Annotated in this window: 16 protein-coding genes; 6 read left to right on the top strand and 10 right to left on the bottom strand. The window is 36.7% G+C overall.

Features of this window, described 5'->3' with window-relative positions:
- The first annotated feature begins 81 nt into the window (after positions 1–81).
- Entirely contained in the window at positions 82–561 is a 480-nt protein-coding gene (locus tag PPBDW_RS05930; RefSeq protein WP_036794042.1) for a LabA-like NYN domain-containing protein, read from the top strand.
- Positions 562–621: 60 nt separating this feature from the next.
- Here the strand turns inward: PPBDW_RS05930 and PPBDW_RS05925 are convergent, their stop codons facing one another.
- A complete protein-coding gene (locus PPBDW_RS05925; RefSeq protein WP_036794041.1) occupies positions 622–1,308 on the bottom strand; it encodes a cation efflux transmembrane domain-containing protein in 687 nt (228 codons plus the stop codon).
- 170 nt (positions 1,309–1,478) lie between these two features.
- On the opposite strand from PPBDW_RS05925, the gene PPBDW_RS05920 reads away from it, so the two are divergent.
- Both PPBDW_RS05920 and aqpZ read left to right on the top strand, forming a co-directional pair.
- Complete coding sequence (locus tag PPBDW_RS05920; RefSeq protein ID WP_036794039.1) at positions 1,479–2,363, top strand: LysR family transcriptional regulator; 885 nt, start codon at positions 1,479–1,481, stop codon at positions 2,361–2,363.
- A gap of 482 nt (positions 2,364–2,845) precedes the next feature.
- The gene (gene aqpZ, locus PPBDW_RS05915) at positions 2,846–3,550 is read left to right on the top strand and encodes an aquaporin Z (RefSeq protein WP_201257791.1); all 705 of its coding nucleotides are present in this window, start codon (positions 2,846–2,848) and stop codon (positions 3,548–3,550) included.
- A 93-nt stretch (positions 3,551–3,643) separates the two neighbouring features.
- On the opposite strand, the gene ydiJ is transcribed toward aqpZ, so the two are convergent.
- The gene (gene ydiJ, locus PPBDW_RS05910; protein WP_036794036.1) at positions 3,644–6,706 is read right to left on the bottom strand and encodes a D-2-hydroxyglutarate dehydrogenase YdiJ; all 3,063 of its coding nucleotides are present in this window, start codon (positions 6,704–6,706) and stop codon (positions 3,644–3,646) included.
- Positions 6,707–6,918: 212 nt separating this feature from the next.
- Positions 6,919–8,367 carry an NAD-dependent succinate-semialdehyde dehydrogenase gene (locus PPBDW_RS05905; protein ID WP_036794035.1) on the bottom strand — a complete coding sequence of 483 codons (1,449 nt, stop codon included), beginning with the start codon at positions 8,365–8,367 and terminating at the stop codon, positions 6,919–6,921.
- 324 nt (positions 8,368–8,691) lie between these two features.
- Between PPBDW_RS05905 and PPBDW_RS05900 the strand changes: the two genes are divergently transcribed.
- Together PPBDW_RS05900 and PPBDW_RS05895 are read left to right on the top strand one after the other, a co-directional pair.
- Positions 8,692–9,522 (top strand): pirin family protein, encoded by an 831-nt coding sequence (locus tag PPBDW_RS05900; protein ID WP_054261995.1) that lies wholly within the window; start codon positions 8,692–8,694, stop codon positions 9,520–9,522.
- Positions 9,523–9,720: 198 nt separating this feature from the next.
- On the top strand, positions 9,721–11,037 hold the full coding sequence (locus tag PPBDW_RS05895; protein WP_082386816.1) for a GGDEF domain-containing protein: 1,317 nt from the start codon (positions 9,721–9,723) through the stop codon (positions 11,035–11,037).
- A gap of 46 nt (positions 11,038–11,083) precedes the next feature.
- On the opposite strand, the gene PPBDW_RS05890 is transcribed toward PPBDW_RS05895, so the two are convergent.
- Both PPBDW_RS05890 and PPBDW_RS05885 read right to left on the bottom strand, forming a co-directional pair.
- Entirely contained in the window at positions 11,084–11,557 is a 474-nt protein-coding gene (locus PPBDW_RS05890; protein WP_036794033.1) for a DUF2947 domain-containing protein, read from the bottom strand.
- 161 nt (positions 11,558–11,718) lie between these two features.
- Positions 11,719–11,937 carry a hypothetical protein gene (locus PPBDW_RS05885; protein ID WP_036794031.1) on the bottom strand — a complete coding sequence of 73 codons (219 nt, stop codon included), beginning with the start codon at positions 11,935–11,937 and terminating at the stop codon, positions 11,719–11,721.
- 366 nt (positions 11,938–12,303) lie between these two features.
- Here PPBDW_RS05885 and PPBDW_RS05880 point away from each other — a divergent pair, with 366 nt between their 5' ends.
- Positions 12,304–13,092, top strand: coding sequence for a DUF3108 domain-containing protein (locus PPBDW_RS05880; protein ID WP_036794029.1), 789 nt, complete (start codon positions 12,304–12,306; stop codon positions 13,090–13,092).
- 49 nt (positions 13,093–13,141) lie between these two features.
- Here PPBDW_RS05880 and PPBDW_RS05875 read toward each other — a convergent pair whose 3' ends face one another.
- From PPBDW_RS05875 to PPBDW_RS05855, 5 genes are read right to left on the bottom strand one after another with little or no spacing between them, the layout of a single operon-like run.
- Positions 13,142–13,393 carry a hypothetical protein gene (locus PPBDW_RS05875; protein WP_036794027.1) on the bottom strand — a complete coding sequence of 84 codons (252 nt, stop codon included), beginning with the start codon at positions 13,391–13,393 and terminating at the stop codon, positions 13,142–13,144.
- A gap of 14 nt (positions 13,394–13,407) precedes the next feature.
- Positions 13,408–13,986: a gamma-glutamylcyclotransferase family protein gene (locus tag PPBDW_RS05870; protein WP_036794026.1), complete on the bottom strand. Its 579-nt coding sequence runs from the start codon at positions 13,984–13,986 to the stop codon at positions 13,408–13,410.
- Between the two features lie 45 nt (positions 13,987–14,031).
- On the bottom strand, positions 14,032–14,970 hold the full coding sequence (locus tag PPBDW_RS05865; RefSeq protein ID WP_036794024.1) for a 5-oxoprolinase subunit C family protein: 939 nt from the start codon (positions 14,968–14,970) through the stop codon (positions 14,032–14,034).
- Positions 14,958–15,647: a 5-oxoprolinase subunit PxpB gene (pxpB, locus tag PPBDW_RS05860; RefSeq protein WP_036794023.1), complete on the bottom strand. Its 690-nt coding sequence runs from the start codon at positions 15,645–15,647 to the stop codon at positions 14,958–14,960. Before pxpB ends, PPBDW_RS05865 begins: the two co-directional genes overlap by 13 nt.
- A 1-nt stretch (position 15,648) precedes the next feature.
- Positions 15,649–16,416, bottom strand: coding sequence for a 5-oxoprolinase subunit PxpA (locus PPBDW_RS05855; RefSeq protein ID WP_036794022.1), 768 nt, complete (start codon positions 16,414–16,416; stop codon positions 15,649–15,651).
- Positions 16,417–16,523 lie beyond the last annotated feature (107 nt).

The raw sequence follows: 16,523 nt of genomic DNA, 5'->3' as shown, positions 1-16,523 counted from the left end.
ATTATTTAATTAATAATAGTTGTAATATATCGCCAGTTTGTCCACCATAACAAACTGGTTATTTAACTATTTAGGATTCTCGTGGAAAAAGTTGCTATTTTTGTCGATGTCCAAAACATCTATTATACCGTCAAAGAAAAGTATCATTGTAATTTCGATTACAATGCTTTTTGGGCAGAAGTATCACAAGATCGTGAGATTGTTGCTGCTTATGCTTATGCCATTCATAAAGGCGATGAAAAACAGCGGCAATTCCAAAACATCCTGCGAGGGATTGGGTTTGAAGTCAAACTAAAGCCATTTATTCAACGTAGTGATGGCTCAGCAAAGGGTGACTGGGATGTTGGTATTACTATCGATGTACTAGAACATGCAGCTGATGTTGATCGTATTATTTTATTATCCGGTGATGGTGATTTTGATTTATTGGTTGATAAAGTACAAACCAAATATAACACTACCGTTGAAGTCTATGGTGTTCCAGGATTAACCGCGACTTCATTAATTAATACAGCGCAATATTATCGTGAAATTGAAAAAACCTTACTTCTTGGACGTTAGTGTTATAAAAAAAGGCCAACAATATATTGTTGGCCTTTTTTTGTTTATCTGATTTAATTTTTATTTTATATGCTGTGCATGAACAAGATCTGCATGACTATAAATATCTATTAGCTCACTTGCTGCTTGGCGTACCATTTTCACAGGAACAATAATGAAATAGATAGACGCTAAAATCACCATTGTAGGATCTGCATAAACAGCTAAATGTGAATATTGAGTCATCATCAAAATTTTCGCGACTACAAAGCCCATTAACACAGCAGCACTGATAACAGTATCCATTACCCACTGTTTAGCTTCAGCATCAGCCAATGCAGATGAAATATTTTGACTTTTGGCTTTGATATAACGATATGTGCCATAACAACCCACAACACTGATCATACCAAAGGCTAAAGCCACGCCTGCATTAATATCACGACCACCTGCTAAAATAGCTTCAATTGCTGAATAAAATGACCACATACACATTAAAGCAATCACTAAGCCTTTAACGGCAATAACAGCTGGAGCTATCATTGCTACTTGCGAACTATCTTTATCTATTTCAGGTTTATGAAGATAATGCGCAGCCCCTAAAGACAACATAGTTAACGCCAAGCTTACTAAAGAATATGCACCATCAAAAATAATCACTAAAGAACCAACAAGTGATCCAAGTACAATCCCCAAAATAGCAAAAGTAAACGATGACACGGTAGACAACAGGAGTAAACCGCGCTCTTGTTGCATTGAACTAGACATATAGACCTCAATCGACAAATTTTTCGTCGTTTTTTTGTTTAATTGTGAAACTAATGAGATGATACAACCACTTCTATTAATACTATAATCACTGAGCGTCAGGTTTATCGTCGCTAAAAAGTATTATTACACTTCATTGTGCTTTCACATTTAACCTATCGGTACCATCAATGAAAATAGCTCAAATTGAAATGTTTCTATCAACGTTAAAAACAGGCTCAATTGCCGAAGCAGCCCGTCGGCATGGTAAAAGTCGAACGACTGTTAGCGCATCATTAAGCGCATTAGAGGATAATTTAGGGGTTGAACTTCTGAACCGTAGCGGAAATCGCATTACACCAACGGTTATAGGTGAAGCAACTGTCAATGATTTCGAGCGCATCGTCTTAATTGCGAGAGATATCCATACTCGATGTGAACAATATAATGTTGGCGTTGAAGCGAGTATACGTATAGCACGAGATGATTCCTTACCAGAAGCATTATGGCGTCAATTATTACGTCAAATTCGCACTCAATTTCCACAAACAAGTGTCTCTATTTATAGTGCCCCAACTCAAGAACTTGAAGAAATGGTGGCACAAAATTTAGTTGATGTTGCTTATGGCTTATTACCTGATACCCATCTTTTTTCACGACTACAACAAACAGACTTAGGTCAAATACGTATGATGTCTGTCGCCCATAAAAATCACCCTCTTAGCCAACTTCGCAAAGTTAATGATGCTGATCTAGAGCGCTACACTGAGATAGCTGTTGCTTATTTTGATGAAGAAAGTTTACGTATTGTGACCCCTAAAGCTGGCAAATATATCGCGTTATCTTTTTATGAGCATTTACGGGATGCAGTACTTGATCAAACTGGTTGGTCATCTTTACCCGCCATCTTAATTAAGCAGCATTTACGAGAAGGAACGCTTAAAGTCATTAAGTACAATCGAGCAATGAATTGGCAATCATATGGTGAAGTTGTTGAAAATGAAGCTCGTCGCGGTACTGTCGTAAAATGGCTATCAGAGCAATTAGAAAATTACTTATTTGATGAAAGCGACTAAGATAAAAACAGTATCTTATTGATATTATTAAATTAATTAAATAAATTTAACTTAAAATTTAATTTATAAAATAATCACATTTTAATAATAATCCGTAAATTAACAGCAAATAGATCTGACAAATAGCCATTTGTTGCTAAACTTATTTTCATCTATGAAATAATTATTCAACTAACATCTAATATTCGTGAGAATAAATTATTATTTAGAAAAATAATTTATGGTTAAAGTTTTAGATGGAGGCTAGATTGCACAACGTTTTTAATTCAGTATATGCGCCACAAATTAGGAACGTCTAGCACCAGTTTGATGATGATAAATACAACTATTACAACAATGATTAAAAGTAATATTGTTATCAATAATCAACCAGGTATAAGCATTCAGCCATTACGAGAATAAATTAAAGAGTCTTATCAACTCATTATTGATACTTTCTAAACGTAATCTGGATCGCAATTTAAAAGGAAATAAGCTTTATGATGAGAAAATTAGTTGCTGAGTTTATTGGCACCGGTTGGTTAGTTTTAGGTGGTTGTGGTAGTGCGGTATTAGCTGCAGCATACCCAGATTTAGGTATTGGCTTTTTAGGTGTGGCGCTCGCATTTGGTTTAACCGTTGTTACTATGGCATACGCAATTGGTCATATCTCAGGTTGTCATTTAAACCCAGCAGTTACTGTTGGTCTATGGGCTGGCGGTCGTTTCCCTACAGGTGACGTTATCCCTTATATTGCATCACAGGTACTCGGCGGTATTGCTGGCGCTGGCGTGTTGTATATTATTGCAAGTGGTAATGCTAGCTTTGATCTTGCTAATGGTTTTGCTTCTAACGGTTACGGTGCCCATTCTCCTGGTCATTACTCACTACTGTCTTCATTTGTTACCGAAGTCGTAATGACGTTCATGTTCTTATTCGTAATTTTAGGTGCAACGCATAAGCTTTCTTCACCACAAATGGCTGGTCTTGCTATTGGTCTTGCACTAACACTTATCCACTTAATCAGTATTCCAGTAACAAATACGTCAGTTAACCCTGCTCGTAGTACTGGTCCTGCATTATTTGTTGGCGACTGGGCAACATCACAACTATGGATGTTCTGGGTCGCACCGCTTATTGGTGCTGTACTTGCAGGCCTTGTTTACCGCTGGTTATGTCCTGACAACGAATACCGTTCAGTAAGCTAAGCTACAGATTCAATGTCCCATATAAAAAAACGAGCTTAATTATTAAGCTCGTTTTTTATTGTTAATCACATAATCTTGCTTATCAATAATAAGCTATTGTATATCAACCAATTGCAATAAAGCCTGTACTGGATGTTTAAATTGGATATGTTCTAACCGCTTTACTTGACTACGACATGAATACCCGGTTGCCATACAACGTGCGGGATCATATTGCTCAACATTTGTTTTCCAGCTCAAATTATACACCTTTTTAGAGGCTTCAAACTTATCAGCTTCATGTCCAAAAGTCCCAGCCATTCCACAACAACCAACCGCTACTGATTCCATTACACCGCCAAAGTGACTAAAAATAGTCCCCCACTGCTTTTCAGCATTCGGCATTTTTGTTTTTTCTGTACAATGAGCAAATAAGTACCATGGATTATCATTCAACTGTTGTTTTTGAGGCAACTGCGGTAATAACGGTAATAGCCATTCATGTACGGCTAGCACTGTAAATTTACCTCGTCGTTGCTGTAATATTTCAGCATACTCATCGCGATAACACAGTACTAAAGCGGGATCTACGCCTACCATCGGAATATTTAACACGGCTAATTGATTTAAAAAATCGGCCGTTGACGTTGCTGTTTTCGCAAAGGCTTTTAAAAAACCTTTAACATGCTGTGCCTTACCGTTAGGTTTAAATGGCAATAAAATTGGCTTTTTACCTAGTTTTTCAATTAAATGAATAAAGTCACGTACAACCTGAGCATCATAAAAACTAGTAAACGGATCTTGCACAATTAATACATAATTTTGACGTTCGTTATCCGATAAAGCTTGCAACCACTGCATGTCAAAACACAATGCATGATGACCATCAAGGCTTTCTACTAAAGTGGGTACTGATAGTAATGGCATATCAACATAGCCAATGGTTTTTAATGTTAAATTTTTTGACCATTGTGGGCGAATAAGGCTATTAACTATTACTGGTGCTTTCACCATTAATGGTAAGACGTTTTCAACATAAGCGACTAAATAATCTTTTGCTGGGCGCTGATAACGACTGTAATACATATTCATAAACCGAGCACGAAAACTAGGAACATCAACTTTAATCGGACACTGACTAGCACAGGCCTTACACGCTAAACAGCCATTCATCGCATCCATCACTTCATGTGAAAAATCATATTGATGACGATTAGTGCCATACGTATTCTTTAAACGGTCAATAATCTGTTTTACTGTTGGCGATGTCGTTAATAGTCGCTGCTCTAGTTCATCAGCATTGATTCCCTGCTCAGCTAATTGTCTTAACCATTCACGTACCAACCCTGCTCTCCCTTTCGGTGAATGACGACGATCAGCCGAAATCTTCATCGATGGGCACATTGGTGAACTGGTATCATAGTTAAAACACAAGCCATTACCATTACACTCCATAGCTTGCTTAAAACTTTCTCGAGTAGTAATCGCTATCTGACGATCATAAAAACCCCTTTTAACACCATCAACTTTAACCAATTCACTATTATTACCAAGCGGTGTACAAATTTTACCCGGATTCATACGATTGTAAGGATCAAATGCGGCTTTAATACGACGTAACTCGGTAAATAATTCCTCGCCAAAAAATGCAGGTCCATATTCAGAGCGAAATCCTTTACCGTGCTCACCCCACATTAAACCGCCATATTTAGCGACTAATGTAACCACCTGATCAGACACCTGTTTCATTAGCAACTCTTGCTGAGGATCACACATATCTAATGCCGGACGCACATGTAATACGCCAGCATCGACATGACCAAACATGCCATAATTTAGTGATTTTTCGTCTAATAACTGTCTAAATTCAGCAATAAAATCTGCTAAATGTTCAGGTGGTACACAGGTATCTTCTGCAAACGCAATCGGCTTTTTAGTGCCTTTGGCTGCCCCTAATAAACCGACAGCTTTTTTACGCATAGTGTAAATTTTTTGAATGCTCGCTAAATCATTGCAGACTTGATAACCAATAATTCCTGCTTGTTGATCGGCAATCAGTTGATCGAGTCGCTGACAGAGTGCGGTAACCTGCTGTTGATTATCGGCAATATCATTACTAGCATACTCAACCATATTGATACCCAACATGGTTTTGCCAGGTACATCCATTAATAGATCTTCAACAGTATTCCAAACAATATCCTCTTTGGCTAAATTCAATACCTTAGAATCAATTGTTTCGACAGATAATGCATGCGCTTCAACCATCATCGGTGCATTACGTAATGCAGAATCAAAGCTATCATATTTAATATTAACGAGGGTGCGAGATTTAGGAATTGGGGTAATATTTAACTTAGCTTCCGCTATAAACGCTAATGATCCTTCAGCTCCACATAAGAGGCGTGCAATATCAAACTGTTGAAGTTGATCATCATAAACATTTTTTAAATCATAACCCGTAAGAAAGCGATTAAGTTGGGGGAATTTAGCCAGTATTGGTTGGCGCTTATCTCGACAAATTTGAGCTGTCGTTTGCAAGGCATTACCAACAAACGAAGTACTATTTAATCTCTCTAATTGTTCTGATGTGAGAGGTTCAGTATTTAATACTGAGCCATCAATCAATACTGCGGTAAGCGCCAAAACATGATCAGAGGTTTTACCATACTTTAATGATCCTTGACCAGAAGCATCAGTATTAATCATACCTCCGATAGTCGCTCGATTACTGGTTGAAAGATCTGGCGAGAAAAAATAGCCATGAGCACGTAACGCATCATTAAGTTGATCTTTAATCACACCACTTTGTACTCGAACCCAACCTTCTGTTGGGTTTACTTCAAGTATCTGATTAAAATAACGAGAGAGATCAACCACGATACCTGAGGTAAGTGACTGCCCATTAGTTCCTGTGCCACCACCACGAGCAGAAAAGGTGACAAGTTGAAACTCACCACGACTACCTATTTTTCCTAGCAAAGTTAAATCGTCAATATTACGCGGTAACACTACCGCCTGTGGTAGCTGTTGGTAAATACTATTATCCGTCGCTACAGCCAAACGGCTGGCATAGGTTTTTTCAATATCACCTTGAAAACCAGCGTTCGACAATGCTGCTAAATACGACAATACAACGTCATCAATACTGCTTTGATAGGTTAATGCTGGTAACATTATTTTAACTCCCTCTCCAGTCGCTACGCAATCATGCACTGCCGCTTCCCACGACAACTGGTTTACTATTTATAATTAATCGTTTTAACAATATGTTAAAAGTTTATCGTTTCACTTTACTCTACCTAGAAAATAAACAAAACTATTTCTAAGTTAATATCCCTGCATCTACGAAGCTATTAACATGTTAAAACGACTAATTATAATCGATATTAAATACCACCCATAAGGGTATATTTCATTTCGGTATACTCTTCTAAACCTTGATGTGCCCCCTCTCGACCTAACCCTGACTCTTTTACGCCACCAAATGGTGCCAGTTCAGTTGAAATAAGTCCTTCATTAACACCAACCATGCCATATTCTAATGCTTCACTAACATTAAATGCGCGCGAGAGTGATTGCGTATAAATATAAGCAGCCAAACCTGAATCAGTATTATTGGCGCGAGTAACCACCTCTTGATCATCACTAAAACTAAAAAGAGCCGCTAATGGTCCAAAGGTTTCTTCCGTTGCAACAAGCATGTCATCATTAACATCACGAATAATAGTCGGTGTAACAAAGCAGTCACTCGATGCTTGTTGGCGACCTAAAACTAAACGAGCACCTTTTAGTATCGCATCATGAATATGGCGTTCAACTTTTTCAACTGCAGCTCGGTTAATCAATGGTCCCATAGTAACGTCAGCATCAAGTCCATTACCGATCTTTAATAACGCTACCTGTTTCTTTAATCGCTCAACAAATTGTTCATAAATACTATCATGGACATAAATACGATTAGCACATACGCAAGTTTGACCAGCATTACGAAACTTAGCAATCATCACACCATCAATTGCACGATCAATATCAGCATCATCAAAAATAATAAACGGTGCATTTCCACCTAACTCTAATGAAACTTTTTTAACGGTGGTTGCCGCTTGTGCCATTAATAGTTTGCCTATCGCCGTAGAACCAGTGAAAGATATCTTTTTAACCTTCTTATTACCGGTTAATTCTGTACCAATCTTAACGGCATCACCTGTCACCACATTAAATAAACCATCAGGAATACCAGCCTCTTGAGCTAATGCTGCAAATGCAAGAGCTGTAAAAGGAGTATCAGGAGCAGGTTTCAATACCACTGCACAACCAGCTGCAAATGCAGGACCACATTTACGAGTAATCATTGCTGCTGGAAAATTCCATGGTGTAATAGCTGCCACGACACCAACAGCTTGGCGTGAAACTAAAATACGCGCATCAGCTTTATGGCTTGGAATTATTTCACCATTCATGCGCTTAGCTTCTTCAGCATACCATTCAATAAAGCTAGCAGCGTACGCAATCTCACCTTTCGCTTCATTAAGAGGCTTGCCTTGCTCTAAAGTTAAAATAGTTGCTAACTCAACGGTATGATCAATAATCAGCTGATACCATTGACGTAAAACAGTGGCTTTATATTTAGCTGTCGTTTTTGACCATTGTCGATACGCTCTATCTGCACCTTCTATCGCAACCCGTGTTTCTTCCACCCCCATCAAAGGCACATTGCCAATGACTTCAGTTGTGGCTGGATTAGTAACAACAGTAGATTTTCCTGAATAGGCATTTACCCACTCACCATTAATAAACGCTTGTTGCTTAAACAAACCACCTAGAGATAATGTCATTACGGTACCCTACTTTATTTTTTCAATGAATTAGGTATGAAAAGGCTAGAATAAAAACTACTCATTGAAATATATAACTGACTAATTGGATATTATATTACAAGCCTATCAATATAACAGCTTAGGTAGGCATTAGCTCCGACTCAGTAATTAGAAATAAAATCACAAAAATCATGCTATTCATCAGCAAATAATCGTTATTGCGACTACGCTTTAGATAATAAATGTATTAATAGTTATCTTAATGAGAACATAGGTAAAATTGAATCATTAAGCATAACCATAGCTTTACTTTCGTTTATAAAGTGGAAATAAATGTAGCTTATGCAGACAAGTAGACAGCTTATTCATATTCGCCATGGCATAAAAAAAGGCACTACCACTTCCTTTATCCATGAACAGCATTTTGCAACTACAAATCCATTTGTTTTATGGGAACACTTTACGTCAAAGATACCAACAAACCATAGCTTAGATTTTCATGGCCATTCAGGAATAGAAGCGATTAGCTACCCACTAACGGGGATTATTTCGCATCATGACTCAACACAACAGCATCATATGATTAATAGTGGCGATATTCATATAATGACCAGTGGCCAAGGTGTTATTCACAAATCAACCTTCTTACCCCAACAATCAACAAGAGAATCGATACAATTATGGACAGCGTTACCGACTACTGATAATCAAGAAATGTGTCAACCTATAAGCCAATTATTCCCTAAGGAACAATTACCCCTTGTTGAAGATAACCATTCAACAACTAAAGTACTCATTGGAAGCTATCACCAACATACTAGCCCTGTAATCAATCATTGCGAGTTAATTTTTCTCGATATTATAATGACCTCTTACAGCAGATGGTACTTTACCCCACCTAAGCAATATCTATCAGGCTTTATCTACTTAAAATCAGGAATTGCTTATAGTGCTAATAACAAACTAACACCATTTCAAATGGGGTTATTTGAGCCTACCTCTGCTCCTATAATCATTACGACAACAAATCAAAGCTCGCGTTTTTTTATCGTTTGTGCTGTTCCATTAAAACAACCATTAATAACTAACCAACATTCTGTTCATTCCAATGAAAATAACATCAAAAAAAGCAAAGCAACAATTGATCAATTAATATTAAGCATAAACGAATAAACTATAAAAGTAGATACAAATAAATAGTGATACATATATCAATAAGAAATACTTATAAGTTTGATATGCGCAATTAAGTTAATACCATGATATTATTTTCGACTATCCTTATACTAAAAATAAATCATTAAGGTGTAATAGACATTATGGCTAGTATTGTTATTACACCATTAGAATTAATGTCCAAAGGTGTTTTCCATGCTAACCTTAAAAGGGTTTTCTTCAAACTACTCAATATATAGAAATATCGCTCTTCAATTAACTGTTTGTTTCTCTTTAATTTACTTTATTTTTCAAATACTTATTGAGATACATTTCTTTGGCAAAGATACTTTGAATGCCATTCATAATCACAGCATAAAAATAAATATTCTATTTGTTTTTACTCTTTTATTTGTTTTTTGTTATCTTATAAATTGTATAAATAAATGGTTTATAAGCCCATTAAACCAATTAACAGAAGTGATCAATGATAGAAATAATATATCAAACAATACAATCATTCATGAGACTAATATAAATAACACCTTTGAATATTATTGTATGATGATAAAAGAGATTGCAGAGAAAGATTCTCAAATAGATTTAGAAATATCTATACTTACTAAAGAAAAACAAGCCGTCATGCGTCAAAAACAATTAACTTCAAGTATTTTCAATAATAGTCAGGATGTAATTATCATTATCGATAGTTATGGTATTATTAAGCAAGTTAACCCTAGCTTTTGCCAGTTAATTGGGGTTGAATATGAAAATATCATTCATCAACCTTTAATAAAATTTATCAACACAGCCGCATACAAAAACATTAAAGCCTCCCTTTCTCATGAGCTGAATAACTCTCATCAGTGGCAAGGTGAATTTAATGTTCAGCACGCTATTAACAAAAAAAACATTCCTGTATACGTAAAAATAAACAAATTCACCGATCATAATAAAAACAATAATATACAATATTCAATTATTGCAACCGATCTTACAACAATAAAAGAAATTGATCGCCTTATTCATATTAATCATCATGACCCATTAACAGGATTACCCAACAGAACAGCTCTTAATAACCGCTTAAACTGTGAACTTAAAATGCAACATACAGCACAGCATAAATTTGCCGTGCTGTTTATTGATCTAGATAACTTTAAACGAATAAATGATAATTACGGCCATCAAATGGGTGACCAAGTGCTCAAAATCACAGCAAATAAATTACGTAACTCTGTGAAAAAAAGCGATATGATAGCACGTCTTGCTGGTGATGAGTTTATCGCAATCATTAACCCCGCAGCTGGACATGACGATGTTCTCCAAACATGTGAGCGCATACTAAGCGTATTACAACAACCGATTATCATTGAGAAATACCGTTTAACGGTTAGTGCTAGCCTTGGCTGCTATTACGCTCATCCGAACAAACAACAAACAATTGATGAAATTTTATCTCAAGCAGATATTGCTATGTATAAAGCAAAAATAGCAGGAAAGGGATGTATTATAGAATGTAATTCATTTTAATAAAAATGCCGTCTAAGTAATTATTTAGACGGCATTTAAAATTAATTTACGGGCGAGTTGCTAATTGAAATGTACCATTTGATTGAAACCAAACTACTTGATTTTGTTTACGTCCAAGCAATAATGGGCCATCATCAAAAAACAAAAAATTCTTCCAGTTACGTTTAAATACGCCCCATTTAGTTTCAATGATATTGTATTTTTCATAGCAAAAGAAAATAGTGGTATTATCTTCCCACTTAATATCTGCCAACAATTCCGCAGGTAACTCAGGCTCATCACTGTCCCAAGCTTGTTGCCAATCTATCGCGTCTGACCAAATTTTTTTATCGAACGCCCAATCACCTTTTTCAAAATGATCAGCATCAGAACTTTGGCTACTCACGTGTTCACACCACAATTGCGCCGAACGAGCTTGAGTAAATGGTTTTATCTGTACTAAATCAGCTTCAGCAACAGGCATTGAAGCATGAGTGAAAATCCATTTACGTATGTAACTATCAAATTCGGTATAATTCATTTGTCAGCCTAAAAAAATAAAGACGACGCAATGTACATCAGTGCAGATATTTGTTCCAGTCTCTCACTAACAATTTTTATACTTCAGATTTAACAACAGCACAAAAGATACGAGTAATATCGTATCTTTTAAAATAAGATGACCCAATTAATCGCTATTATTTACTTATTTGGTTGCCACAGATCACTGACCCAGCCACCTATATGATCATCATAATGGTTATCCAAAAAAGTAGGCGTTGTTCTTATTGGTGCATCATGATGGCAATCAAGGAGTTCAGATATATGCCTCGCCATCGGATCATCGGTGGACTGCATTTGCCTTTTCTGGGCAATTTCCTTAATAATCTGTAATCGATATGACGAGTTCATCTTTTTCATTTCCAACTCCTCTCAGTAAAATACATAAATAACAACCAAATAAAAATAGGCCTCTCTACGGATTACGTCAAATGACTGACTTTAAACTGCCACATAATTAGGTTATGGCGAGTTAAATTTACTATTTTAAAAACAATAAGTTATCATATTTAATATTAATTTTTAAAATACACCATTCATAACGTCTTCTTAACCTACTGATTATAAGTAACTTTAAAAAAATTTATTTTTTTATTTAATTGTCAATTATTCACACTGTTATCTCAATATTGCAGCGTAATTAACAGCGTTAATTTTATGATACATCTGCTAGACTATTAACATTCATTATTAACATCGTTATTTTTAATTGCTTCAGGAGTGTTCGTGCGTTTATTGCCTATTATTACTTTTTCTTTGGTGAGTATATTTAGCTCCATCATTTATGCTAACGCAAACACATTAGCGACCCCATCCACTATGGATAATACTCCCACTCAATTATTACCTGACAAGCACAACCAATGTAATAAGACATTGAATTACAAGATTTTTTTCGAAGGTCATCATATTGGTAATTATCAACGAAATTTAGTTTGGAATGGTACTCAGGCTAATGTTTATACTAATAGCACAGTCAGCGTGTTAATTACTAAGGCAAAATTGAGCCAACATTCAAAATTTCATTGGTCACTACAACGTCAAAGTTTTGTGACTGATTCTTTTGAGCGTAATATAAAAGGTTTAATGACCGGTAAAGTATCAGCTACTTTTAGCGATAACGGCGCAAAATCAACAGTGATTGAAGATGGAAAATCACACCAATTCAGTGAAGCCTTATTACCAATACTTGATGGTGATACAATCAGTGCACAGATGCGATTGGATATTATGCTAGGTAAGAAAAATTTTGACTTTATTTTACAAAATAGCGATGACACCAGCCATTACTACTTTAAAGTTATCGGCGAAGAGACCATAGCGACTAATTTTGGTGAGCTAAAAGCAATTCGAGTTGACCAAATAAAGAAAAGTGATCGCCAACTTTCATTATGGTTTGCTCCTTCGATTGATTACCAACTAGTTCGTGCAACCTATAAGCGTAAGCTGCTAGATTTAAAGGCAGTATTAATCAGCAAAAAAATAAATTGTCCGCAGCCAATTGTACTTAAGTAATATAAATGGCATTAAACAATCATGAAAACAAATGCTGTTTAATGCCCTTTTATTTCGCTATCGCTTTACCGCCAATAATTTTATATGCCGGCGTCCCCCTCACCAAGGTTTCACGAGCAAATACCGTATTGCATTCGGGACAAGTGCACGCTTGGTGAGTAAAATCTTTACTAATCCTTTCCTTGAAACACTTCACTAGCGCTCCTTTACCACCTTTACGATATTTAAATAGCAGCGTTTTACAGCGACAACATAGCACATCAACCGTTTTAATCGGTCCTTTCTTATTGGGCTTGGCCATAATTCTATCTATTCTTATAACAACTGCTGAGATCGTATTATTGCCAATTGAACTAATTGGTCAATTACGTGCTTATCTTGCTCAAATACATGCGCTAAATTACCGTATTTTGGTTGATGTCGATCATTTTCATAAGCATGTTGCCATCCCTTTGTTGTTGACATAAACAGTTCTGCAAACTGGGGAGAAATAGCTAAACACCCAGCTAAAACAGTATCAACATAGCTTTGAATGATGGGTTTTTGACAACATGGAGAACAAAAATCGTCATTAACATATACCCATACAGGGCCTTTTAGTTCTAAAGACTGGTTACCTACACAAGTAATATTATCCCATTGGATTTCTACTCGCTGATAACCATGTTCACGCTTATCAAACTCAGCGAGTGCTAACGCATCAACCTTCACAAGTACACCATTGCACTGGCCTTTTTGTTGTACAACAACTAATGGCGAAATAGGATAACTACCTTCTATTTTTCCCCAATGCCGTTGTAAGCCATCAACGACAACAGGTATAGCTTCACCAGTATTACCTGTACGTTGACGTGAGTAAGCATTGATCAGACTTCCATAACCAAAGATATACATAACACTCCCTCTTATTATTATATTACTTATCTAGCCTATCATTTTCTAAAAAGGTAATGTGAAAAAATGGCAAAAATCCATCCATTGCTGTTGGTAATACTTCAATAATTGCGCATCTACGACTTTAAATTGTACTTTATCATTAGGCTTAGCTTGAGCAAGACGCAATAAATCCATTCGAGTAATACAGCCTAAAATAGGATATCCTCCTAATGTTTGACGATCATTCAGTAATATTATCGGTAACCCATCTGATGGAATTTGAATCGCACCAGCAGCAATAGGCTGTGAAATTAATTCCGTTGCTAGCCCTTTTATTCTCGTTCCCTGCAAGTGACACCCCATTCGATCTGACGTTGACATTACTTGATAAGGGTTATGATAAAAAAGCGTTTTTTGCTGAGGAGTAAAGCTCTCTGCTTGATAGCCTTCAATAACATGTAACACTATATCGGCACTATAATCAGGAATATATTCACTGGGTACGGTTGAATATGTCGTCAATAGCGGTGCATGATAACGATTAAGAACATCATTCTTCGCCAATGGCTGTCCAGGGATTAACCCACCTAATTGTTCCCGCATAACAGTCGCTGCACTACCTAATACTTTGGGAACATCAAAGCCACCTCGAATCGCAAGATAAGCGCGTAAACCATGTTTAGCCGCACCAAACTGTAATCGCTGGCCTTTATTAAGTGAAAATGCCTGCCATGGGGAAATTGGTTGACCATCAATTGTTGCAGCCATATCCGCACCAGTTAGCGCGCATTGGCAGTCATCAAGAGCTTCAAAACAAGCGAGACCAACAGTTAATTCTAATTGCGCTGCATTACTATCGTTAGATAATAGGTAATTCGCCCAACAAAAAGCATGTAAATCCATAGCCCCACCTTGAGTAACGCCTTGCTGAGCAACACCATAGCGACCAACATCTTGTATTAACGATAATATTCCTGGGTTTATTACTATCAAACTGGACATATCACTCCCCCAAGCTCCAAAAATCTCGAGCGACCAATAGGATCAAATTTCACTTTATCGCCAATGGCAAAAAAAGATTGTGGATAAGATTGCGCTTCAAATACTGACTGAGGACAATTACCAATAATATGCCAACCACCAGGACTTTTTTGAGGATAAATGGCCGTTTGTTGATCAGCAATACCCACGCTACCAGCAGGAACACATTGTCGAGGGGTCGAATGCCGAGGTACAGCAATAGCCTCATCAACGGCCGATAAAAATGCAAAGCCAGGAGCAAAGCCTATCGCGCCAACATCATAAAATTGGCGACTATGTAACTTAATCACAGCCTCAATACTTAACTGACGTAACCTTGCTAAAGCTTGTAAATCTGGACCAACCTCAGGATGATAATAAACCTCCAAATGGTGCACCTTAGCTGATATCGATTGCCGCTTAATATTATAACCTTGATACCATTTCAAACTAATTTGTTGCAATTGAGTAAAGTCACATTGACTCAACTTATATTGCAACATCACCTTGGTATATGAAGGCACAACTTCGACGATAAATGGGGCATATTGTTGCTGAATATAGTCGACAAAAGCCGCAATACATTGGGTTGTTTCAGCGCTAATAATCTCGCTAAATTCAACCATCAATATTCCTTCTGAAATTAGGGAAATTTTCATATTATTTCCCGCTATCAGAGCAATGTTTGGCTGGAGAAATTAACGTTGCTAACACTTTGACTAATTGAACAGCTTGCGGAGTATCACTATGTACACATACCGAATCAACTTCCAATAACAACCAATCCCCTGCTTGGGTTCTCACTTTTCCCTGCAGTAATTGCTGCATTTGTTGTTGGACTGCAGTTACAGTATTTAACACTGCATTTGGTTGATTACGAGGCACAAGCATACCTGAAGCTAAATAGGCACGATCGGCAAAAGCTTCAAGTATTAATGTTACATTATAGTCATCAGCAATAGCTTGATAGCGATAATTATCTTTCCGTGAAAGTACCATTAATGACAATGGTTGCTGGCGATAACGGTTTAGTTGATTTATTGTTTTTACAATAACAGTAAAGATCTGTTCATCCATCATCATATCGTGATAAAGCGCACCATGAGGTTTAACGTAATGCAGCGTTGAAGCCTGTAATTGACACAAACTTTCTAATGCCCCAATTTGATACGCAAGCAAATTAGCAATTGCGGTTAAAGAGTGATCAATATGACGTCGCCCAAAACCTAACTTATCATCATAGCTAGGATGTGCTCCTAACATTACTGCATGTTGATTAGCTAAACGAATTGTTTCCGCCATCGTATCAGGATCTGCGGCATGAAAGCCGCACGCAATATTCGCCATCGAAATTGAAGCCATCACATCGCTATCATTGCCCATTTTCCATTCGCCAAAACTTTCACCCATATCGCAATTTAATTTCATTCGCCCTCCTAGCACTAACAACATAGGTATAAATATAATGTCGTTATTCCTAACTGAGTGTAGTATTAAATAGCTAAGGTAATGATTTAAATTACCTTAGTTGTAAT

The organism is Photobacterium kishitanii (genome assembly GCF_000613045.3).
Classification (GTDB): domain Bacteria; phylum Pseudomonadota; class Gammaproteobacteria; order Enterobacterales; family Vibrionaceae; genus Photobacterium; species Photobacterium kishitanii.
Note: the sequence above shows the minus strand (reverse complement) of the source record. Positions and strands in the feature narration are given on the sequence as shown.